At 35.2% G+C, this 21,196-nt stretch carries 20 protein-coding genes; 5 read left to right on the top strand and 15 right to left on the bottom strand.

All coding sequences use genetic code 11. The annotated features are described in order from the left end of the window. Positions 1 to 461 precede the first annotated feature (461 nt). From ACT9TX_RS17030 to gldD, 3 genes are all read left to right on the top strand, one after another. Positions 462 to 884, top strand: a complete 423-nt coding sequence (locus ACT9TX_RS17030) for a single-stranded DNA-binding protein (protein ID WP_481340092.1) — start codon at positions 462 to 464, stop codon at positions 882 to 884. Positions 885 to 989: 105 nt separating this feature from the next. Then, positions 990 to 2,336 carry a gliding motility-associated protein GldE gene (gldE, locus tag ACT9TX_RS17035; protein ID WP_481340093.1) on the top strand — a complete coding sequence of 449 codons (1,347 nt, stop codon included), beginning with the start codon at positions 990 to 992 and terminating at the stop codon, positions 2,334 to 2,336. A gap of 36 nt (positions 2,337 to 2,372) precedes the next feature. Continuing rightward, positions 2,373 to 2,966, top strand: coding sequence for a gliding motility lipoprotein GldD (gldD, locus tag ACT9TX_RS17040; RefSeq protein WP_481340095.1), 594 nt, complete (start codon positions 2,373 to 2,375; stop codon positions 2,964 to 2,966). Between the two features lie 115 nt (positions 2,967 to 3,081). Here gldD and ACT9TX_RS17045 read toward each other — a convergent pair whose 3' ends face one another. Genes ACT9TX_RS17045 through ACT9TX_RS17060 form a run of 4 tightly spaced genes read right to left on the bottom strand, consistent with a single transcriptional unit; the run spans position 3,082 to position 7,460 of the window. After that, positions 3,082 to 4,260 (bottom strand): glycosyltransferase family 2 protein, encoded by a 1,179-nt coding sequence (locus ACT9TX_RS17045; RefSeq protein ID WP_481340096.1) that lies wholly within the window; start codon positions 4,258 to 4,260, stop codon positions 3,082 to 3,084. Between the two features lie 5 nt (positions 4,261 to 4,265). Beyond that, positions 4,266 to 5,180, bottom strand: a complete 915-nt coding sequence (locus ACT9TX_RS17050; protein ID WP_481340097.1) for a glycosyltransferase family 2 protein — start codon at positions 5,178 to 5,180, stop codon at positions 4,266 to 4,268. Positions 5,181 to 5,219: 39 nt separating this feature from the next. Next, positions 5,220 to 6,569: an oligosaccharide flippase family protein gene (locus tag ACT9TX_RS17055; RefSeq protein ID WP_481340099.1), complete on the bottom strand. Its 1,350-nt coding sequence runs from the start codon at positions 6,567 to 6,569 to the stop codon at positions 5,220 to 5,222. 39 nt (positions 6,570 to 6,608) lie between these two features. Beyond that, complete coding sequence (locus tag ACT9TX_RS17060) at positions 6,609 to 7,460, bottom strand: beta-1,6-N-acetylglucosaminyltransferase (RefSeq protein WP_481340100.1); 852 nt, start codon at positions 7,458 to 7,460, stop codon at positions 6,609 to 6,611. A 183-nt stretch (positions 7,461 to 7,643) separates the two neighbouring features. Between ACT9TX_RS17060 and ACT9TX_RS17065 the strand changes: the two genes are divergently transcribed. Beyond that, a complete protein-coding gene (locus tag ACT9TX_RS17065; protein ID WP_481340101.1) occupies positions 7,644 to 8,735 on the top strand; it encodes an acyltransferase family protein in 1,092 nt (363 codons plus the stop codon). A 2-nt stretch (positions 8,736 to 8,737) separates the two neighbouring features. Here the strand turns inward: ACT9TX_RS17065 and ACT9TX_RS17070 are convergent, their stop codons facing one another. The 8 genes from ACT9TX_RS17070 to ACT9TX_RS17105 are packed head-to-tail and all read right to left on the bottom strand — an operon-like array spanning position 8,738 to position 17,647. Further along, positions 8,738 to 9,616 (bottom strand): glycosyltransferase family 8 protein, encoded by an 879-nt coding sequence (locus tag ACT9TX_RS17070; protein ID WP_481340103.1) that lies wholly within the window; start codon positions 9,614 to 9,616, stop codon positions 8,738 to 8,740. A 19-nt stretch (positions 9,617 to 9,635) separates the two neighbouring features. Further along, entirely contained in the window at positions 9,636 to 10,727 is a 1,092-nt protein-coding gene (locus ACT9TX_RS17075) for an acyltransferase family protein (protein ID WP_481340104.1), read from the bottom strand. Positions 10,728 to 10,749: 22 nt separating this feature from the next. Beyond that, on the bottom strand, positions 10,750 to 11,961 hold the full coding sequence (locus ACT9TX_RS17080; protein ID WP_481340105.1) for a glycosyltransferase: 1,212 nt from the start codon (positions 11,959 to 11,961) through the stop codon (positions 10,750 to 10,752). Continuing rightward, positions 11,954 to 13,468, bottom strand: coding sequence for an O-antigen ligase family protein (locus ACT9TX_RS17085; RefSeq protein ID WP_481340106.1), 1,515 nt, complete (start codon positions 13,466 to 13,468; stop codon positions 11,954 to 11,956). The genes ACT9TX_RS17080 and ACT9TX_RS17085 overlap by 8 nt, the downstream gene beginning before the upstream one ends. Continuing rightward, positions 13,465 to 13,614, bottom strand: coding sequence for a hypothetical protein (locus ACT9TX_RS17090; RefSeq protein WP_481340108.1), 150 nt, complete (start codon positions 13,612 to 13,614; stop codon positions 13,465 to 13,467). Before ACT9TX_RS17090 ends, ACT9TX_RS17085 begins: the two co-directional genes overlap by 4 nt. A 23-nt stretch (positions 13,615 to 13,637) precedes the next feature. After that, the gene (locus tag ACT9TX_RS17095) at positions 13,638 to 14,831 is read right to left on the bottom strand and encodes a glycosyltransferase (protein ID WP_481340109.1); all 1,194 of its coding nucleotides are present in this window, start codon (positions 14,829 to 14,831) and stop codon (positions 13,638 to 13,640) included. Between the two features lie 12 nt (positions 14,832 to 14,843). Next, positions 14,844 to 17,027, bottom strand: coding sequence for an exopolysaccharide transport family protein (locus ACT9TX_RS17100; RefSeq protein ID WP_481340111.1), 2,184 nt, complete (start codon positions 17,025 to 17,027; stop codon positions 14,844 to 14,846). Further along, positions 17,027 to 17,647, bottom strand: a complete 621-nt coding sequence (locus tag ACT9TX_RS17105; protein WP_481340112.1) for a TolC family protein — start codon at positions 17,645 to 17,647, stop codon at positions 17,027 to 17,029. The genes ACT9TX_RS17100 and ACT9TX_RS17105 overlap by 1 nt, the downstream gene beginning before the upstream one ends. Before the next feature lie 189 nt (positions 17,648 to 17,836). Here ACT9TX_RS17105 and ACT9TX_RS17110 point away from each other — a divergent pair, with 189 nt between their 5' ends. Beyond that, positions 17,837 to 18,451 carry an acyltransferase gene (locus ACT9TX_RS17110; RefSeq protein ID WP_481340114.1) on the top strand — a complete coding sequence of 205 codons (615 nt, stop codon included), beginning with the start codon at positions 17,837 to 17,839 and terminating at the stop codon, positions 18,449 to 18,451. Here ACT9TX_RS17110 and ACT9TX_RS17115 read toward each other — a convergent pair. From ACT9TX_RS17115 to ACT9TX_RS17125, 3 genes are all read right to left on the bottom strand, one after another. Then, a complete protein-coding gene (locus ACT9TX_RS17115) occupies positions 18,448 to 19,647 on the bottom strand; it encodes a sugar transferase (protein ID WP_481340115.1) in 1,200 nt (399 codons plus the stop codon). The genes ACT9TX_RS17110 and ACT9TX_RS17115 overlap by 4 nt on opposite strands. A 23-nt stretch (positions 19,648 to 19,670) precedes the next feature. Further along, the gene (locus ACT9TX_RS17120; RefSeq protein ID WP_481340117.1) at positions 19,671 to 20,066 is read right to left on the bottom strand and encodes a response regulator transcription factor; all 396 of its coding nucleotides are present in this window, start codon (positions 20,064 to 20,066) and stop codon (positions 19,671 to 19,673) included. An 83-nt stretch (positions 20,067 to 20,149) separates the two neighbouring features. Further along, positions 20,150 to 20,983, bottom strand: a complete 834-nt coding sequence (locus tag ACT9TX_RS17125) for a glycosyltransferase family 2 protein (RefSeq protein ID WP_481340118.1) — start codon at positions 20,981 to 20,983, stop codon at positions 20,150 to 20,152. Positions 20,984 to 21,196 lie beyond the last annotated feature (213 nt).

Consider the following 21,196-nt stretch of genomic DNA (forward strand, 5'->3'; position numbering starts at 1 on the left):
TGTTTTCTATCCAAAACGTTCGCCTTTACTTAATAAGTATGCAAAAAATAAATTTAGATGCGTTTGCCCTGCATTTCAAGCTATGTAAATACACATTTTAAAATAAAGACCCGTAAGCGACTTTGGTGGCTTTTAGAAAAAAGGTAAAAAATGTTTTTTTTGATGCAGCAGATAATCTACTTTCGAGGTCTAGGTGTTATCTTTTCAATAGGGGTATTTAAAAGATGCATGTTTTCAAAGCACACGTAAAGTGTGCTTTGTTGTTTTATAATGATTACGTTTTCTAAGTGTAAATAGTGCTTGTTGGAATGATTTTGCTGCGTTTGTAGGCTATGTTTTTGTTAAATACACATTATAATTTGCCCTTTTTATAACATTTTTATTATTACAATATTTTAATTGTACAAAAAAGTTACTTTTAAGCAGGTAAAATTTTAAAACAAGTATTTAAACCGTACCGTATGAGAGGCATTAATAAAGTAACATTGATAGGCAATTTGGGCAAAGACCCTGAAATGACGTATCTAGAAGGCAATATTGGTGTAGCGAAATTTCCACTAGCCACAACCGAAACTTACAAAGACCGTGGTGGTAAATCTATTTCTCAAACTGAATGGCACACGGTTGTTTTGTGGCGCGGCTTGGCCGAATTAGCCCAAAAATATTTACACAAAGGCAGCCTAATTTTTGTAGAAGGTCGCTTGCGTACACGTAGCTGGGAAGACAAAGACGGTAACAAGAAATTTGCCACAGAAATTGTTGGTGATAATTTAATAATGCTAGATAAAAGAGGTGACGGCGGCACACACGGTGAGGGTTTAGAGCACTTTGACGGCGATAATATACCACCAATTACAGACCCTAGCGATAGCTTACCATTCTAAAAAAGCGTTAGTATAGCTTTTACAAATATTTTTGCGACAAGTATTAACGCACTATTGTAGCAAATGTGCTAATTTTAGTGTTATTGTTTAACTAAACCATTGGCTTTGGATTATCATCCCTCGGTACTACAATTTCTTGCTTCACCACTAGCAGCTATTGCGGCTATTAATATGCAAGGCACTACAGTATTAATTATCCTATTACTGAGTTTATTGTTCTTTTCTTTTGTACTAAGCGGTGCAGAAGTTGCCTTTTTTTCGCTCACTTATAAAGACATCAATCTGCTAAAAACCAAGCAGCAAGGGGCTTACAAGCGTATTATTGATTTACTAGAGCATCCAAAAATTTTACTTGGCTGCTTGCTAATAGCCAATAGTTTTATCAATATTGCCATTATTGTTATATCAAACATTTTAATCAGTGACATCTTCAATTTCGAAAAGTTCAACGCTGTTTGGTTTGAATTTTTGATTAAAGTATTAGCAGTAACATTTCTATTGTTATTGTTTGGTGAAGTGATGCCCAAAGTATTGGCTACGCAAAACAATATTCGCTTTGCAAAAGAAGCTGGCCCGGTTGTAGAATTCGTATTTTTAATCTGCAAAAGAATGAGTACTTGGCTAGTGACTTATAGCGATGCGATAGAAAAAAAATTAACCAGTAAAGTAAGTGCTTATAACTTAGAAGAACTTGACCATGCCATAGACATTACTACAAGTACCGACGCTTCGATAAAAGAAAAAAGCATTCTAAAAGGCATTATTAAGTTTGGCAACATTACCGTGAAACAGATAATGAAAACACGGGTTGATGTAAATGGTATTGATAAAGAAACATCATTTACCCAACTACTGAAACTTACTAGTGAACTGCATTACAGCCGATTACCAGTGTATGAAGAAGATTTAGATAAGGTAGTAGGTATGATTCATACCAAAGACTTAATTCCACATCTTGATAAAGCAGATGACTTCAATTGGCACGAACTTATTCGTCAACCATTTTTTGTGCACGAGCAAAAAATGATTGAGGATTTATTAAAAGAGTTTCAAGCTAAGCGTATACACTTTGCGGTAGTTGTAGATGAATTTGGCGGTACAAGTGGCATTGTAACATTAGAAGATATTTTAGAAGAAGTGATAGGCGATATTAAAGATGAATTTGACGAAGAAGAAACTGACTTTAAAAAGCTAGACGATCATAACTACATATTTGAAGGCCGCACCATGATAAATGATGTGTGCAAAGCCATGGACTTAAATGTAGACACTTTTGATGCTGTAAAAGGTGAAAGCGATTCGCTTGCAGGATTGGTACTTGAACTTGCTGGCGAAATACCCACCGCCTTACAAGTAGTGCCTTGTGGCGATTTTGAGTTTACTGTTTTAGAAGTTTTAAAAAATCGCATTCAGAAAATTAAAGTCACTATTAAGCCACAACTTAGTGAATAGTATTTGGTGTGATGTTAAAGACGAATTGAGTATTTTATGAAAAGAAGTTTTTGCCTAATACTTTTACCTGCAATTTATATTCTAGCAATAAGCTGTAATAGCAATTATGTAGCTAAGCCAAGGGGTTATTTTAAAATTAATTTTCCAGAAAAAAAATATCAAGTATTTGATAAACCAGGTTATCCATACACGTTTGAATATCCTGTGTATGCCACGGTACTAAAGGATTCTGTATTTTTTGGCGAAGCCACAGAAAACCCATGGTGGATTAATATTGACTTTCCTCAGTTTCAAGGCCGTATGTACATTAGCTACAAAGAAATTGGCAAGAACAAGTTTGATACGCTACTGAATGATGCGTTTAAAATGACAAGTAAACACAGCACGAAAGCCGTATCAATAGACGATTCATTAATAGCTACGCCAAATGGTGTGCACGGCTTATTTTTTAATGTAGGTGGCGATGTTGCGACTGCTAATCAATTTTTTTTAACTGATACAACCAAGCATTTTTTACGTGGCGCATTGTACTTTAATACCACGCCAAACGCTGATTCGCTTGGCATTGTAAATAGTTTTTTAGTAGATGATGTACGTCATCTCATCAACACATTTAAGTGGCGCAAATAAGATAAACGCACCTACGAAGTCTCTTATTTTTTTAGCGTTATCAAGCGAGTCTTGAGACTCGGAAGAACATACAAAATACGAAGTCAGAGACTTCGTACAGCAAATGCATGTGTGGTTAATTTAATCCTTGTTTACGTTTTGCTTTATCCCAAAGCACAGAAGATTTTTGTGTAAAGAAATAGCGGTAAATACCTACCAATACGCAATAATTCATGAAGCAGAAATAGTAAGGAATGAACAAGATTTTAATGCGCACTTCTTTACGTTCTAGCAACCATCCTAAAGCAGCCAGGCTGTAAAAGCAAACCTGCCCAATCATAATGATTGCTAGCAACCAATTGAAATTATCTACTAGCAAATACGCGTTTACAAACACTACCAAAAGCATTAAAAACGGCGTAATTGTCCAGCGCAAAACACGGTGGCTTACATACTGAAAACCAAGTAGTGGCCTAAAAAATGGATTGAATAATTTGCTAGTTCTTATAATAGACTGAATACCACCAGAAGCAATACGTACTTTGCGTTTATACTCTTCTTTTAAATTTTCTGATGATGATTCCATCGCATAAGCATCAGCATCGTAAGCAATTTTATAGCCCTTCATTGCTATCTTCATCGATATCATAAAGTCATCCAACAAGGTATCAGGCTCTACAGCTACATACAAGTCAGTTCGTATGCTAAATAACTCGCCAGCAGCACCAACCACTGAGTAGAATTCAGCATCCCATTTCTTAAGCGCAGATTCATATTTCCAATAAAATCCTTCACCAGCGGTAGCATCATCATTGGCTTCTATTGCTACGCGTTTTTCGCCAGAAACAGCGCCAACTTTTGGGTCAATATAATGCTTAGCAATACGTAGTAAGGCATTTTCATTTAAAAAAGTATTAGCATCAGTAAACACCACTATGTCTGTATTTACTTCGCCCATAGCTCTATGTACAGCATTTATTTTACCACTTCTGCCATCTTTATGTAATAGCTTTATTTGCGGGTATTTAGCAATAACATTAGGTGTATCGTCTGTAGAACCATCTGTTACAAAAATGAGTTGTAGCTTATCTTTTGGGTAAATAAGTTGCAAGGTGTTTTGTATCTTTTCATCAATTACAGAAGCTTCGTTATAGGCAGCTACAATAAGCGTTAATGATGGTGTGAAACTGCCATCTACTAATTGTGTTGGCTTTACAAATAATCGCTTAAATTTTACCAATGCATACAACACAATACCATAACCGATGTAGGTATAAAAAATGATGAAAAGACTCACCCAAAAAATGATGTTCATAGGAATTATTTTAAAGGATAACCAAGTTTGCTACTGTCTACACTATTCGTAATGTTCCACCAAATAGCCTTAAGCAGCCACTTAATAAAACCGCATTGTTTATGCTTAACGTAATTGATGATATTTCGTGGTGTAACCAAACCAATAAAGTAAATTATAAAAACTGAAAACTGAAAATTAGAAGCATTTCTACGCTCAAATAAAATGCGATTACGGTTCATGAAATACTCTTTAATAGCACTTTGCTTACCTACAGAAATAGACTCTTTGTGATAGATTAAAGCATCCATATTTACCCAAATTTCAAAGCCTGAATGTTTCATTCTAGCACACCAATCTAACTCTTCATAATACAAGAAAAAGTTCTCAGCCATTAAGCCTACTTTCTCAATTGCGGCTCTAGTAACCATCATAGCTGCACCATGTGCAAAACCTGTTTTACCAGTTAGGTGTTGGTACTGGCCATTATCAGTTTCAAATTGCCCAAGTTGACTATTTCTAGCAGTAAAATAATTCATCTCAGTGTAGCCTACATATTGCAACATATTAGGCACATCGTAGTAATGTATTTTTGGTGAAACCATTGCTATTATTGGATTCTCTTCTAAAGTAGCTATTAGTTTTTCAATTAAGCCTTCTGTAAATTCAGTATCATTATTTACCAGAAACAAATAATCACCTGTGGCTGCTTTTATACCAATATTATTACCACCTGCAAAACCTGTATTCACTTCACTTCTAATAAACGTTACGTAAGGATATTTTACTTGCCAAGCAGGTATAGGATTACTGCTGCTAGCATTATCTACCACAATTATTTCTATGTTAGCATAGGTGTTTTTTACAGTAATAGAATCTAGCAACGCATCTGTTACATGGCTGTGATTAAAATTGACAGTTATGATGGAAACTTTTTTCAAAATAGTATGTAGCAGTTAGTTTTAGGCAATAGGTTTTGATTACGATAGTTTGGCTTTTTTAAAAGGCAGCTTTGGCAATATTTTCTCGTAAAATAAGTTTCTACTTTCTACAAAACCTGTTTTCAAAATACCACAAATGGTATAATCTATATGCTTGCGCAAATGGTAATAGCCAAATAACAAACCAGCCAATGTAGTAAACGGTATTGCAATTGCAGCGCCCCAAATATTTTGTAACAGCAAAATACCAAAATACGTTACAGGCACATTTGTAGCAAGCATTACTAGCACTTTATAAAAGTTTACTTTCTGCTGCTGAATGATATCAAGCGTTACGCCATTAAACCTATCAATTGGATATAGAAAAGACACAACAATCAACATGCGTAAAATATTGGCAGCCTCTGAACCCGCATATTTACCACCACCAAGCAGCAATACTGCATAATCTGCACCAAACAGTACCACTATAATTATGGGTATAAATGCAAGGCAAAGCATGCCTGCATACTTTTTAGTTACATGCACTAAGTGATACATGTTGTTATTGTTATAGGCTGTAGCCATTGCACTCATACCTGTACCTACAAAACTACGTAGCGGTATTTCTACTATTTCCATTAATCGCTGTGGTGCATTGTAAATGGCCAAAGTAGCAGGGCCGAGCATAAACGTTATCAAAAATGTATTTACTGTACTTAGCAAATTAGCACTCATGTTGGTACTAAGGCTATACTTGCCAAAGTGCGTAATTTCTTGTACTAATGCTTTGGTTTTATACTGTAGCTTATTAATTTTAGAATAACCAAGTAGTAAAGCAACTGTACTTGTAACCACATTGGTAGCTACATTAACTAATAAAATATTTTGCAAACTTGCTTTGTGAAGTAACGCTAATACAGCAATTGTGGCTATCATACCGCCACTGTTTATAAAACGTAAGCCTAGTATTTTTAAGTAATCTTCTTCTGCAATTAATATCCAAAAAGTAACAGAAAATGGTAGTGAACTAATGAACGTAATACCTAGCCACTTTAATACTATCAACAGTTGCTCGCTGCGTATAAAGCTACTAAAAGCCAATACCACAAAGCTTAGCAAGGCGATGCCAAGTGTTAAAGCTATTGCCAAATACCACACAGAACCAAGCACAGCATTGCCTCTTTCTTTTGTGGTGCCTGCGTAGAATTTTACTGTTGCGGTAGTTAAAAAGCCATTACGTATGGCATCAGCCAAGCCTGAAATAGTGAGGAAGAAAAACCAAATACCCATGTCGTTTTTAGACAGTACACGATAGAGTAATGCAATAGTCAATACACTAAAACCAGAAATAACCAAATTACCTACTAGCGCTAAGAAGTGCTTATTCTTAAATTTTGATAGGTTCATTGGATGAGGTTTTAAGGCTGATGACAAGTTGCAGTAAAGTTAAACAAGCTGTGGATTGCTAGCATCAATTGTGTTTAAAATTTCTACATCAGTAGCTTCATTAAATTTTCTAGCAAATAATTTATAACTTTGTAGCAAGGTGTCAGCATCAGCAATCGTAAATGTTTTAGGGCTTGCACCACCTAGTGACCAATCTATATAGCGCAGATTATCATTTACCATTTGTTCTTTAAAGGGCGAATTATACAACAGTGTTTGAAACACAAACTCATCGCTGCCCCAAGTGAAGCTAAAGTAGCGCCTTAATTTGTGGTTAGTAGCAAGCGTTGTAACAATATATTTTGCTTGCGCCAAAGTAATACTAAACCATTGTGACCTGCCTACAAACACTAAGTCTTTTGGTGGTTTTCTTTTGGGCAAAAGCTTGTTTAGTAAGGTTTCTAGCTTTGTACTACCTGCAAATGGATAATTGGTAAGATAGTATTTAGTAAGCCTTGGTATGGCTTCTCGCCATACATCATTTACCGAATAAAATTCCATAAAAGCTTTATTAGGATTGACTTTGAAAAAGTCTTGAATTACTGCATTACTTTTTAAAGGATAATCTTGACCACTTAACAAGGTGATATAGTCATAAGGTTTACCAGATGCTAGCATTTGCTCAAAACCGTTAACTGTAGCTTGCACAATGCTATAAGCGCCCCAATACACTTTTTCTCGTTTAGTTACAAAATACGCGTTTGGCAATGCAGCTATCAGCATAAAATCTGCAAGCTTGGCTTTTGCATCAATGTGTATGTAAATATCAGTTTGGCTATTTGAGAGTTTTTGTACAAGCCTTTGTAGTTGCGATGGGTTTGCGTGGGCTAATATCAGGTAGGCAAGGGGCATTTTAGGATGGATTGATTTTATAAAACTTTTCAGTTACTACAATTAATGATGAAAGTAATTCGTTTTAGGGTTTCGACCAATTGTTTGGCAATAAAAAGTGATAAGAAGTGCTTTATCTAATTTTTTATTTGCAAAGCAAAATCGTTTACAATACATACTTTTACAGCCCTGTAACAACCTAATATGAACAAACCCGTTAGCCAGAAAATATATTTTCTATCCTTTTTCTGCATGGTATTGTTGGTTTTTATTCATGGGTATAATGTAAACGATTTGCCATTATACGCTACCTCTACAATAGACGAGCCTTTTACTATTACAAATTTCATAGAGTTTTTCTTTGCGAATGGTTTATTACGGTTTAGAATACCATTACTCATGATTATCTCAGGCTACTTATTAGCTTACAAACCCAATATTACCTACATAGAAATTATCAAGAAAAAAGTAAGAACCCTATTACTACCCTATTTACTTTTTAGTGGTATTGCTATTGTTTTCATGGCAATTATTGAACACTTTTTATTGCCAAATAGTACTGAAGGTTTATGGGGTAAAAAAATAAGCACTTACACATTGCACGACTTTGCCTACAGATTGTTTATCTCGCCAATCCCTTTTCAGTTGTGGTTTTTACGAGTAGTATTTGCATTTGTTGTTTGCTATCCTATTATCAAATATTGTTTACAAAAAGCACCAATTTGGGTGTTGATGATGTTGTTTATATTGGTTACTGGTTTAAGTAACAACCATTATACGCTTGTATTTTATTTCGCAGTAGGTATGTATTTACAAATGCAAAAAGTAGATATTACTACTAAGCCTGATTTTTTCAATGCGCCATTTTGGCTAATTGTAGTACTGATACTAGTAACCCTAAAAACTTGGGTAGCTATTTATGGCAATTACTACTTTAGCAGTTTTACAAACGCTATTCTACAAGTTATACATGTAGCGCACATTATACCAAGTATTTTACTAGTATGGTTTGGGTTAGATAAGCTGGTAAATTACTGCATGAGTAAACCTTGGTTTTTATCTATCATCGGCTCATCCTTTTTTATATATGCTTGTCACGAACCTTTATTGACTATTTTAATTAAGCCGTGCATCGCACTTCTTGGTGGTGATGAAATGGCAAAACTAATCGCCTTTTTCACGCTACCTATAATAATGATTGCTTTTTGTATTGGCTTAAACACAGTAATAGCAAGACTTTCACCAAAGCTACACAATGTACTTACTGGTAGCAGAGGTCAAATGAAAAAGGCATAAGCTTATTTACTCAGTAACTTATTCAGGATATTTTTTAGCTTTTTTATATAGCGTGATGATTCGCCAATAGGCTTAAAATTCTTCCAAGCGGTTTGCTTTAAGTAGCTATAGAATATCTGCTTAAATGTTTTGCTATAATTGTAGGCTTTATAAATGGGCTTGCGTTCTACAAAATGAATCAAGTATGGATTTTCAGCCGTTTCAATAGTTGAAAAATGATTCCACAATGGATCTAGTTCTAACCACTGATTCGCAAGCACTACGTTCAAACCATATTGGTCAGGGTAATTGGCAAATTTTTTATGTTGTTCTATACAATCAATAATTTTCTCGGTTACATTTTGCTCTCGCCACAACTTAGTATTCATTACCAATAAGCCAGTATTAAAATAACGTGTAGTGCCTGGCAAGCCAAGTTCTTGATAGTTTAAAACGCCACCCCAGCTATTGTCGAATGTGATAATTCTTGGGTCTAAAACAGCAGCAACTACATGCTGGCTTAAGTCTATATCAAACAAGGTAGACACGTCTTTCTGCACAATCATATCTACATCTAAATACAATACAGTTTCTATTTCCGCAGGAATAAAATACGGTATAAACAAACGCATGTAAATATTTAAAGGATACGAACTTCTATCCAATGGCAGCTTCATCCCTACTGGAATTACACTTGCCATTTCCTTCCATACAAGCGTGGTAATAGCAGTATTTACAGATTGTTGAAGCTTCTGTTTATTCGTATCGTTTACATTATCTGCAATAATAAATATCTCTATCTTTTTATCGGCTGCAAGGTTGGCTTCTATCGATTTTATTAATGCTGCAAGCAAAATAATGTAGTGATTATCGCAAGCAACAACAATGGTTAATGGTTTCATGTCTTTAGTTTATATTTCTTTAAATAGTAGCTTTTACAGCGTCAGCTCTTCTATTATCAATTGTTTTTTTACCAAGGCGCATAAAATATTTTTCAAAATATTCGTACACCAAGCCACTTAACGGTATTGTAATGGCGACAGTTACAGCTATTACCGTATAAGCATTCCAATGTAAATACTTTTCGCTAACACTATGCACTATTATGTGTACCAATGGATGTATCAAATAGATGGCATAACTCGTATCACCTAAATACTTGAGTGCCTTTTTTAAGAAGCTAGGAAAAAAGCTAAACTCACTGATGTAGAACAAATAGCACATAGCAATTACAAAGGCAGATAGCACCAATCTTGTAACACCTGTTACTAGCACTACAGGTTCACCACTTTGTGGGTACAATGCAATAACAGCAAAGCATACAGCGATTAATAAAGGTGCTAACTTTACCAACCAATCTGCAGGCTTTTTAAGCGTAGCTATATAAATGCCTATGGCAAAATAGAAGAACTGATTGAATGGATTGACGTACTTAGACCATTGATAACCGAGGTTAATGGTTGGATCTATTAGCTTAAATGTAAAGGCACAAAACGCTGCAAAAATGAGTGCTACAGCAATTAGTAAGTAAGTCTTGCTTATTCTGTAAATGAAAAATAAGACAGGAAAAAATACATAAAAAAACAACTCATTACCTATAGACCAAGCACCATTGGCTTCAAATGCATCAGAACGCAACATACCTGGCACAATGGTGATGTTAACTATCAAATGCTTGATGGTGTACATTTCTGGGCTTGATTTCAAAAGATATGTAAACAAAGTAGCCAACCATAGCAATGGAAAAATGCGAAAGAAACGTTTTAAGTAAAATTCAATTAAGCTGTTTTTATTAAGCTCTAATGATTTGGTGTTGGCAATAAATAATGTAAGACCGCTTAAGACGTAAAATATAGAAACGGCATAAATTTTTACACGTGCAATAAAGCTACTCGCATCGCTTTCGCCAAAGCTAAACAAGCTTAAATGGTAAAACATAACACCTGTAGCAGCAAGACCACGTAAGTAATCCAGCGATTCGTTGCGCTTAATGGGTGAGGCGATTGGTTTCATAGTTTGGATGTTTTTTTAAGGTTTATTGGTTTTGTACAGAGTTGATAGCTTTATAAATGTCTTTCACACTGTTTTCCCATGTGTGCGATGTAGCAAATGTTTTTCTCGCATCAGCTAAAACTTCGTTGTTGTCTGCTAACGCTTTTGCAATCAATGTTACATAATCTTCTTTGCTTGTAGCCAAATAGACATGGTCGCTAAAAATGCTCATAGCTTCTGTTTGTGTAGCTACTGTTGGTTTGCTTGCAGCTAAATATTCATCTATTTTTCTCGGATAATTACCTATAGTTACAGCGTTCACTATTTGTGGATTAATACACACATCAAACGCATTAATATAAGCTGGCAAAGATGTTGGCGGCTTGCTACCTAAGAAATGTACATTAGGTATTTGGTGCAAGCTACTAGCTTTAAAGGCATCGTCTTCTGGCCCTACCAATACTATTTGCCAAGTAGGTTGTTCTTTGGCTAAGTGTTCTATAATGGCCATATCTAACCGTAACGATTGTAACGCCCCTACATAACCAATAATAGGCTTAGTTATTGGCTTTATATCTTCTGGCATTATGGTAGCTTCTGGCTGCGCAAATAAACCTAAATCGCAACCTTGCCCTACATAAAAACTTTTAGCATTGTATTGCTTACAGTAATTAGCTAGATAGGTTGAATTAGCTACAGCAATATCACTTTTAGCAATCAACAATGGCTCTAATTGAGTACCATGTTTTTTCCAATAATCTACCGCAAGCATAAAATCTCTAGAGTAATAAATACTTATTGAAGGCTTTAGTAAATCTGGCAAATAAAAACAACGAAACATATCGTTATCGTTAAAGAGTATCACATCTTTAAAACCCAATGTTTGTATGGCTTTGCCAATACTTTTAGCGAGTTTTTGATTGTTGCGCTTATTAAAAATATCGAACAAAAATTGGCTAGGCAGCCAGTTAATAGATTCAATCATTTCATCTGGAAACAAATTCCAAAGATTGTTTTGTATAGCTACAAGAGATGGCTGTTCACCTTTAATTACAGCAATTCTTTTTTGCACTTTCGCATCTGCTTTATGGCGCAGCATGGTAATTCTATCCAATGGCGAATTCACATACAGCACTCTATTATGCTTGGCAAATTCTAGTGCAATATCTTTACAATTACTACCAATTTCAACATCCCATGGTTGCTGACCAACCACCACAATGTCTCTATTGATAAGGGTTTCAGGGTTATGCATAGCTAAGGGATTTTTGTTGTTGCGCTTCATCTAACCGCAGGGTTACATTTATTAAAGCAATGGTTAAGTAAAACACCACATTAGATGGATATTGAACCAAAGCCTCTTGTGGAAAATTTGCAATATTCCATGTAAACACCATTAAGGTTGCCGCCAAACAATACGACTTAAGTTCAGGGTCTTTAATTTTAAAATAGTTGTCAATACCAGTTTTTATGATAGTAAAAATCATGCAACAGAAAATAAATAAACCTATCCAACCAAGCTCTACTGTAGTACGTACATAACCACTATCTGGTGGAAAATTAGATAAGTACGAACCTGGTGAAAACTTCTTTCCCCATTCACCTACAGAACCTAAACCGCCACCCATTGGATGACTCCATACATATGGCTTTATACGTGCTTGATTAATTTTCCTTGCTTTATAAGAAGCATCTTCATTGGGTCTAAAAGCTGTTTGAAAACGTAGAATGTTTTGATTAGAAGTTGGCATTACTATTAAGAAGCCAATAAATAAAGCAGCCACAATACCAAACATCAAAATTTGTCTACTAAACTTTAAAATGCAATACAGCATTAAGCCTGCTGGTACCAAAGGAAAAGCACCTCTTGTACCAGAAAATATCATATTGACCAAAAGGATGGCAATAATAATAACGAGGATAAATTTCTTAATGGGCTTTAATGGTCCTGTGAGTAAGCCTACACATAACAAACTCGCAATAGCCATGTTATAAGCAAAGGTTACAGGATCGGAAAAAACCGAGTACTTGCGCCAATGACCTGCTAAAAACAACAGTAAAGGAATACCTGGCGAATTGTTGTAGCGTTCTTCAAAATCTGCAAAGCCTATAAACTCTTGCTTGGCCGCATACAATGCTGCAAATACCATAAAACCAAGCCAACATTTTAATATTAATTTGATGTACTTTTTATCGTTGATATTGTACATGAATATAAAGTACATCATAGCCACAAAAGCCATATTTCTAATGGTGTAAACCCATGCTAAACGTGAGTCTGCAGCAGGATTACCAAACTCTAAAATGTTGTAAATAATCCACACCAAAATCCAAGTACTAATGGGGTTTTTAAAACGAATCCAATTGGGTTTTATAGCTTGCTTTTGCTTAATAAACAAGCCAAGTATAAACAAAGCTAGCATGCCATCCATTAATGTACCTAATGGAAAAGTAACGCCATAGCGCAACCAAAACATAATGGTGAAAGCTAGCATTAAGTAAACAATAATGCCAAATTTTGGATAGATAACTAAGCCAACTACAATTGGTACTGCTACTAAACCAATCGCTATTAAAATGGCAAACGTAACACCAGACTTTGCAACTAACATTGCTAATAAACATGAAACAATTGCAAGCAAAGCAATACCATATACATTCAGCAACTTTTCTACCAGTATGTATTGCCTACACTTGGCTTTAAAGTATTGCCATCCCTTTTGTTCGGGTGCTTGTAATGGTATGTGCAATTGATCAATCAAGGTACTAACATTTTAAAGAAAAAAAACACCACAATTAACAAGGCAAATGCTACCGCTACTTTGTGTGTAACAGCATCTATTGCTGCTTGACTTTTCGCTTTAAGTTCAGGCGAATTATCTACGGTTTTTTCTGGTTCGGTACGCATGGTTGGTACTATTACATCTTGGTTTAGTTATTACTTTTTATATCCTCAATACTTGTATCTACAGCATGTGTAGTAGCTACCGAAACTTGATTGGCTTTGGTAACTTTTAATAGCGACAATACTTGAAAGAACATAAACTTTGGAATATTAATCAGCGATTGATAAATACGTTTATCGGTATTAGACACCAATAGCGACAATATAAAACCGAAAACGAATAGCCCTAAACCTATTAACCAATACAAGGCTACTAAAGGATTCAACACCACATTTGCAAGCATACAAGCAACTGATAATAACAGAAAAATAAACAAGGGTGGGCGTAATAATACCAAGCCAAAAACCAATTGATTCCAATTAAAATTGGTAATGCCTTTTGCCAATATTACAAACCCAAATTTAAAATACTTGAACCAAGTGTTTATCCATCTTGCACGTTGTTTTACCAATTGATCACTACCAGTTGTTTTCTCATCGTACACAATAGCGTCTTTGGTAAAAGCTATTCTATGTTTCCTAAGCAAAATTTCCTTCTGCAATACTTTATCAAAGCCAGCACCAGTAATATCCAAATGTGCTAGGCAATCTTTATACAACTGCACGGTAAAAGCCATACCAGAACCTGCTAGTGTGGCCGACGAACCTGCACCAAACAATACTTGACCATCGTAAAAATGATAGTACACATCTCTTGCAGCATCAAGGCAAGCATAAATAGTGTTTAAATTTTTAGCTTTACGTTCGCCTTGCACAGCAGAAAAACCAGCATCAAAATATTTGTTTAGTTCTAGTAAATAATTCTCATCAACAAGGTTGTCACTATCAATAATGGTAAGCCTTTCGTGCTGCCTTTTAAAGCGATTAATGGCGTAAAAATGCGACCTAGTATTGCTTGCCAAAGTTTCTTCTGGTCTTAGTAAAATTACTTTATCACTATCAAAATGTAAATTGCTTATATCACATTTATCAGCTACTATGTACACCAAGTAGTTACTGTATTTGAGTTTTAAAAGCGATGCTACTACAACTGGTAGTAAGGCTGTGTTTTCGTAAGCCGTTACAATAATGGCATAATCTGCTTCAGTTGTAGAGCTTGATTTTACAATGGATTTATTTGCCAATAAATACAACAACAATAGCACCAATGGAAACACCAAGTTGTAGCCAATAAATACTTGTATAATAGCCCAAATGATAGGAATAATGGATTGACTCATCTTGCACAGGTATTAGGATGATTGGGTAGATTTTTTAGGCTTTTTAAACTTCAATTTATCGTTGGTAGTTTTTGTAAGTACCCAGCCTATAAACTTAGGTTGTAGCGATATAAAGTAGTTAACAAACTGCTGTGTAACAGGCGTAATGGTTTGGTGCGCTTGAAACACAGATACCACTTTATCACCAAAAGCTATCCACTCTTTTGCTTTGTTTAAGTTTTCTAGCGCTGGTATTTCTATCAGTACTATATCATAATGTGCATTAAGTGCTGCAAGCTTTTCTGTTACATTTTTCTCATCGCTTATTTCCAGTAGCGATACATCTGTACCATACGTACCTATTATATCTACAGCATTACCAGTGGCAAAAGCGGTGGCTGCAATTTTACCTGATAAATAATCTTCTAAGTAATAGGTTGGCTTTGCAATGTCTGTAATAGACGCATTAGTAAAGTTGCCGTCTATAACCAGTATTTTTTTGTTAATGATAGAATAAGCATAAGCAAGGCTTAGTGTAAATATGGTTTTGCCTTCGCCATTTTTCATACTTGTTACAAGTAGTAACTGATGGTCACTAATTTCTGTATCTACCTCATAACGTATATCTCTCAAGCGATTTTTATAGTACATACTACCTTGGCTTTTATCGGCCCACAACTGTTGCAGCTGTAACATAGAGTGGTGCAGCATTGGTAAATAACCTAGTGCAGTGATGTCTGTTTTATTGGCCAATTCTTTTACCGTACCTATAGAATCATCCAAATAAAACAGTACAAAAAATATAACCAAGCAAAGTATAAAACTTACCAAGCCAGCCAATATCATTAGTAGCATTTTTTTGCTAGCGAGCTTAGGCCCAGGTAATGCTTTTTCTATTTGCTTTAAATGAATTGATAGTGTAGATTCTAAAGCTGTTTGGTTGTATTTTTTAAGTATCTCAATGTACTCTTTGCTAGCAAAATCAATCGATTGTTCATAACTCTGAATTACCGCTTCGTGTGGCACTAATTTATCAAATCGAAAGTTCAATTTTGCTAGCTCTTGTTGCAAAGTAGTTAAGCTATATTTTGCAATATCAAGCCCTATTTCAAGCTTTACTTTTTCTAGCGCTAAGTTTTGCTTTACAGCTAATGGATTGTGTATGTACTTGTCGTTCGCTTGATTAATTTGAAACGTTAATACTGCAGACATAGAATCTACCTTGGTCTTATATCTTGGACTAAAATTGCTAGTGATATAATCATCGTTTAGCTGCTTCAATACATCTTTGGTGTGTACAATTTCTTGGTTAATATTGGTAAGCGCTCCCTCCATATACTTTCGCTCTGTGGGGTTAAATTTTGCGTCAATATTTTCTATAGCACCTTTGTATGAGGCAATGTCTTTTTGTGTTAGTTCTATCTTAGTTTCAAAGTCGGCTAATAAACCATAAAAGCTTTTGGCTTGCTCATTTAAGTTTAGTACGCGGTTATTAATTTTATAGTTTTTAAGCAAGGACATATAATTGTCCATCACGGCTTTTTTCTGCTTAAGAATGCTGTCTAAAAAGTTAACCGCTTCTTGTCTGCCTTTTTTAACTATTTCTGAGTAATATTTAATGCTTTCTTCGCACTCTACATTACAAATGGTTGCAGATAATTCTGCCGAAGGCGATTCGTATTCTATATTAACATAGTCGCTATTATTTGAGCGATAAATAACCAATTTCTTCTTCAATGTTTGGTCATCGTAACCCATACTCTCAAGCACTTTTTTCAAGCCTCTATGATCACGGTTGTTAATGTCTAAAGATTGATTTGTGCGATATAATTCTGTAAAAGTTTCTAGCGCATGTGCCTTAGCATCTTTATTAAGCTCTTTAAATAATTTATTGTCTTTTAGGTAAGGTGTATCTTTCGATAAGTCGTGGATAATTAAGCGATACGATACTTGTTCTAACACACGTTTTAGCTGCATCATTTGCATAATGTTACTAAACTGCTGATTGATTTTAGATTCTTGATCGTTGTTCTTGCTATCATCTAAAACAAATTGCTCCGATTGATCTACTAAGCCTGTAGCCATAGTAGCTTTTGAAGCATAAGCGTCGGGCATTTTGCGTACCAAAAAATAAGTAATACCTATGGCAAATAGTGGCACACCTAGTAAAACGTACTTGCGCTTTTTAAGTAATTTTATGAATTTAGGTAGTTCCATTAATGAATGTCTTCTAGTTTTTTACCAATAATTTCTTCTAATGTACTCTTTGCTATTAACACATAACCTTCTGCCGACAAAATGGTTTGTCTTTGCCCATTTAGTTCTACAATGGCTTTGGTATAGTTTTCCAAGGTTTCTTCACCTCTTTCAAATCTATATTTAGCCTGCTTATGCAAGGCATCTATATCTAATAAAGTTTCTCGCTGAAGTTTTAATACGGTCAACTGTTGTACATAACGGTAGTACCTACTTTTTACCTCAGCTTCTATTGCCAAATTATACTCTTGTTTATTTAGTTTGGCTATTTCTAATTCAGATTTTGCCTGCTTAATATTATGCGGCTTTAATAGCAAGTTGCCAATATTAAAGTACAAACCAAACTGCATACCTGATAGTGTAGGGCTTACAATAGTAGTAGCATTTGAAGGACTGTAAGAAAACGAATAGGTTAATAAATCGTACCAAGAAAGCTTTGCTTTTTTTACACCTTCTTCAGCAATATTTACAGTATGGTTAAAGGTTTTTACTTTGGGGTAATATACTTTGGCAGTATCTATTAGCTTGCGCAAAAGCGCCGTATCCATTTCTTTCATCAATGACTCTTGCGAAAATGCCATTGTACTTATTGTAAGTAGTAATGCAGTAAGAAGCAATTTCGGATAAGCAAGCATAGAAGCAGTATGTTGATTAGGTTGGGAGAAATTGAATATGTTTGTAAAGTTACTGGAACGCATTTTTTAATTTTAGTTTTAATTTCCGGCTATTACACTGCTAATCAATATTCCTAAACCGCTATCCTTACACTTATGCAGCTTAAATCCATCATCGATAAATATCCTTCTGCCAAGCAGTTCATCCATAGGTTATTAATTCCTAAAAACGAAGCTAGACCTAGGCTTTGGGTAAAATGGTTTGTCAATCCATTTGTACATAAGCGTGGCAAAGGCGCTAAAATAAGAGCTCGTACAAGGCTTGATGTGTTACCTTTCAATCCCTTCTCTTTAGGCAGTTATGCCACTATAGAAGATTTCTGTACCATTAACAATGGTGTAGGCGCTGTGCATATTGGCAACCATACACTCATTGGTATGGGCAATACTATTATTGGCCCTATCACTATTGGTAAAAATGTTATTTTAGCCCAAAACATTGTAGCTAGTGCACTTAATCACGAGTACCGAGACATTAACACACCCATACAATACCAAACTATTTTAACTGCACCGATTGTGATAGAAGACGACTGCTGGATTGCTGCTAACGCTGTTATTACAGCCGGCGTGACTATTGGTAAGCACAGTGTTATTGCTGCTGGTGCTATTGTTACCAAAAGTATTCCACCATATTCTGTAGCAGTAGGCAACCCTGCAAGGGTAATAAAGCAATATAACTTTACTACTAACCAATGGGAACGAGTTTAAACACTCTCGCTTTGAAACAAAGCAGGTATTGTTTTTAGTATCAACCTTATATCGTTTACAAAGCTGTGATTCTCGGCGTATTTATTGTCTAGCATCAAGCGTTCGTCTTCGCTCATTTCGCCCTTACCTCTTTTTTCTACTTGCCACAAGCCTGTAATACCTGCTGGTGCCAAAAAGCGTAAGGCATATCTATCAGATGTTAGTTTTTCTGCCTCGTACAATGGTAATGGTCTGTTACCTACAATACTCATATCACCTATAATAACATTCCATAGCTGAGGCAATTCATCTATACTTGTGTTGCGTATAAACTTGCCCACTTTTGTAATTCTAGGATCATTCTTAAGCTTAAAGAAAGCAGAGTTAGCCTTGCTGCTTTTATTCTCAATATAGCTTTGCTCGCACCACTGAATATTATCGGCGTAAATAGGGAATCTACAAGCAATATCAGCGGCTTTACATTCTGCACAGCGTACATCTAAATCATCTGAAATAGGTATCTCTTCTTCTTTATTAACTGCATATTGGTTTAAGTGCTTTAAATCTTTTAGGCGCTTATCTGCATCAGTAAACATTGAGCGAAATTTATAGAACTTAAACACTCTATAGCCTGTGCCTACACGCAGTGCGTAGTAAAATGCTGGGCCTTTAGATTCAAGTTTTATCCATAAATAAATAATTAAAAACAATGGCGATAAACAGATAAGTGCTGTACCTGCAAATAGTATATCAAACGCTCTTTTTAAGAACTCTGTTTTGTATGGGGCAAATGCTTTGTGCTGTTGTTTATTACTAATTTTTCCCCAATTGGCTATTAAGAAGTTGAGCCTTGTTTCTATACTTTCTGCATTGAGCGGTGTGGTAAAAAGCTCTGCTACACCACTTTCTAAAGCAAGCTTGCGTTTATGTTCAGAAAGTTGTTCTTTAGGTAGTATTAGGCAAAATGGCGTGCTTAATAATTGTCGCTTTTCTAGGTTTTCTAAAAGCGAAATACCATTTACAGATAGTACATCGCTTTGCGATACAATGGCTACTATTTGTAGTTTATTCTTCTTCCAATTGTTTATGAGTTCTATACCATTTTCAAAATACATGATAGTTCTACCACCAAGTTGGTAAGCATCAAACGATGTTTTGGTGATGTTATCGCAATTAATAAGAGCGATAATTTCTGTATTGGTTTCTGCTGGGTTCATGGCTAATGGATTTTTAAAGCTAACTACGATTTACCTATTCTGCGCAAGATGACGTTAATTCTTGCATCTAACTCACGTGGGTTAAATGGCTTCACTACAAAATCATCTGCCCCTGCGTTTAAACATTTAATACGCAATTCAGAACTTTCTTCGCCTGATAAGATCATAATAGGAATGGCTTTAAAAAAATCACTCGCTTTTACTTGTGCTATTAATTCTGTACCGCTTAGTTCAGGAATATTTAAGTCTGAGATAATTAGATCTGGCAAGTTGCCATCTTGTAGGGCTGCCATCGCATCAATACCATTTACATAAGTAGTTACGGTAAATTTTGCTGACAAAAACTCGTTAAGTAACGTCTGCATAAACACATCGTCTTCTACTAGCATTATTTTAGCCTTATCGGTTGCATTGCTCATAGGAAATATAGTTTAGAATTTTTAGGATTTGATGATGTTACAATAAATATAGTACAAATAATTACAACATAGTATTTTCTAGTTTATAAATCTTGCCTGATGGTAATTGTTTTACTAGGCCATAGCAAGTTTTTTACTCGCTGAAAAGTTGCCTTAATAAAGCCACCATCTGTTTGTATACGTCTGTCGGTGGTCCATACGAGTGCTTTAGTATTGGTAACTAAATGCAACTTACCGTAGCCATTATTTCTTAGTTTTAAAGCTAAGTAACCATCTTCATTGCTACCTGGTGGGTGTTGATAGCCGTCTACTGCAAGACCTTGTGCTCTGCGATACGCAGAATTAAAACCATATACATTTACGGCTTCGTCTTTGGTATATTTTTTTACTAGTCTAATAATATCGGTAATGTATTCGTAACAGACATAGCTAAGCCTGCCTGTACTGCCTACTGGTATAAAAGCAAAGCATCCATAAGTAAGTGCTACACTAGTACTTTCTAGTGGACTAATCATGAGTTCTACCCAGTCTTGTGGGTAAATGGTATCAGCATCGGCATTTAAAATATATTGCCCTTTAGCAGCCATTAAGCCAGCAGTACGAGCGGCTGTAATACCTGATTTTAACTCATTTACACAAGTAACACCGCTAGCTGTTACAAGCTGTTCAGTAGCATCTTTAGAGTTATTGTTTACAACTATTATTTCTACTGAGTAGTGCGTATTATTACTGCTAAGAGATAGTAGTGTTTGTAAAATATTAGCTTCTTCGTTATAGGCTGGTATTACAATAGAAACTTGCGGCTCGCCTTTTAGTAATTGACTGTAATTGGCTTTTATGGTATCTATTTTTTGCGAAGTAGATAAACCACTTTGCCAACAAGATAATATGTGCTTTGGTATAGGAATTGGCCGCATAGATTGCAGGTTTATATTTAAGACATGGACATTACAAATTTGCGTTTTTTTATAATGCCAGTGTATTTATTTTTTGTCCTACTTATATTATTGTTATTTATATAAATAAAGATTTATTGCTTTTCCTTCAAATGGATACATAAAAAAACCTCTAACAATTTGGTTTGTTAGAGGTTTTAAATAAATATGGCAACTACCTACTCTCCCGGCGTA

The organism is Parasediminibacterium sp. HNIBRBA5674 (assembly GCF_056745525.1).

What these genes read in the sequence shown, in the direction of transcription:
- ACT9TX_RS17030 (WP_481340092.1), top strand. Translation starts at nt 462, where the DNA reads ATGAGAGGCATTAATAAAGTAACATTGATAGGCAATTTGGGCAAAGAC.
- gldD (WP_481340095.1), top strand. Translation starts at nt 2,373, where the DNA reads ATGAAAAGAAGTTTTTGCCTAATACTTTTACCTGCAATTTATATTCTA.
- ACT9TX_RS17045 (WP_481340096.1), bottom strand. Translation starts at nt 4,260, where the DNA reads ATGAACATCATTTTTTGGGTGAGTCTTTTCATCATTTTTTATACCTAC.
- ACT9TX_RS17055 (WP_481340099.1), bottom strand. Translation starts at nt 6,569, where the DNA reads ATGAACCTATCAAAATTTAAGAATAAGCACTTCTTAGCGCTAGTAGGT.
- ACT9TX_RS17060 (WP_481340100.1), bottom strand. Translation starts at nt 7,460, where the DNA reads ATGCCCCTTGCCTACCTGATATTAGCCCACGCAAACCCATCGCAACTA.
- ACT9TX_RS17065 (WP_481340101.1), top strand. Translation starts at nt 7,644, where the DNA reads ATGAACAAACCCGTTAGCCAGAAAATATATTTTCTATCCTTTTTCTGC.
- ACT9TX_RS17070 (WP_481340103.1), bottom strand. Translation starts at nt 9,616, where the DNA reads ATGAAACCATTAACCATTGTTGTTGCTTGCGATAATCACTACATTATT.
- ACT9TX_RS17075 (WP_481340104.1), bottom strand. Translation starts at nt 10,727, where the DNA reads ATGAAACCAATCGCCTCACCCATTAAGCGCAACGAATCGCTGGATTAC.
- ACT9TX_RS17080 (WP_481340105.1), bottom strand. Translation starts at nt 11,961, where the DNA reads ATGCATAACCCTGAAACCCTTATCAATAGAGACATTGTGGTGGTTGGT.
- ACT9TX_RS17090 (WP_481340108.1), bottom strand. Translation starts at nt 13,614, where the DNA reads ATGCGTACCGAACCAGAAAAAACCGTAGATAATTCGCCTGAACTTAAA.
- ACT9TX_RS17095 (WP_481340109.1), bottom strand. Translation starts at nt 14,831, where the DNA reads ATGAGTCAATCCATTATTCCTATCATTTGGGCTATTATACAAGTATTT.
- ACT9TX_RS17100 (WP_481340111.1), bottom strand. Translation starts at nt 17,027, where the DNA reads ATGGAACTACCTAAATTCATAAAATTACTTAAAAAGCGCAAGTACGTT.
- ACT9TX_RS17105 (WP_481340112.1), bottom strand. Translation starts at nt 17,647, where the DNA reads ATGGCATTTTCGCAAGAGTCATTGATGAAAGAAATGGATACGGCGCTT.
- ACT9TX_RS17110 (WP_481340114.1), top strand. Translation starts at nt 17,837, where the DNA reads ATGCAGCTTAAATCCATCATCGATAAATATCCTTCTGCCAAGCAGTTC.
- ACT9TX_RS17115 (WP_481340115.1), bottom strand. Translation starts at nt 19,647, where the DNA reads ATGAACCCAGCAGAAACCAATACAGAAATTATCGCTCTTATTAATTGC.
- ACT9TX_RS17120 (WP_481340117.1), bottom strand. Translation starts at nt 20,066, where the DNA reads ATGAGCAATGCAACCGATAAGGCTAAAATAATGCTAGTAGAAGACGAT.
- ACT9TX_RS17125 (WP_481340118.1), bottom strand. Translation starts at nt 20,983, where the DNA reads ATGCGGCCAATTCCTATACCAAAGCACATATTATCTTGTTGGCAAAGT.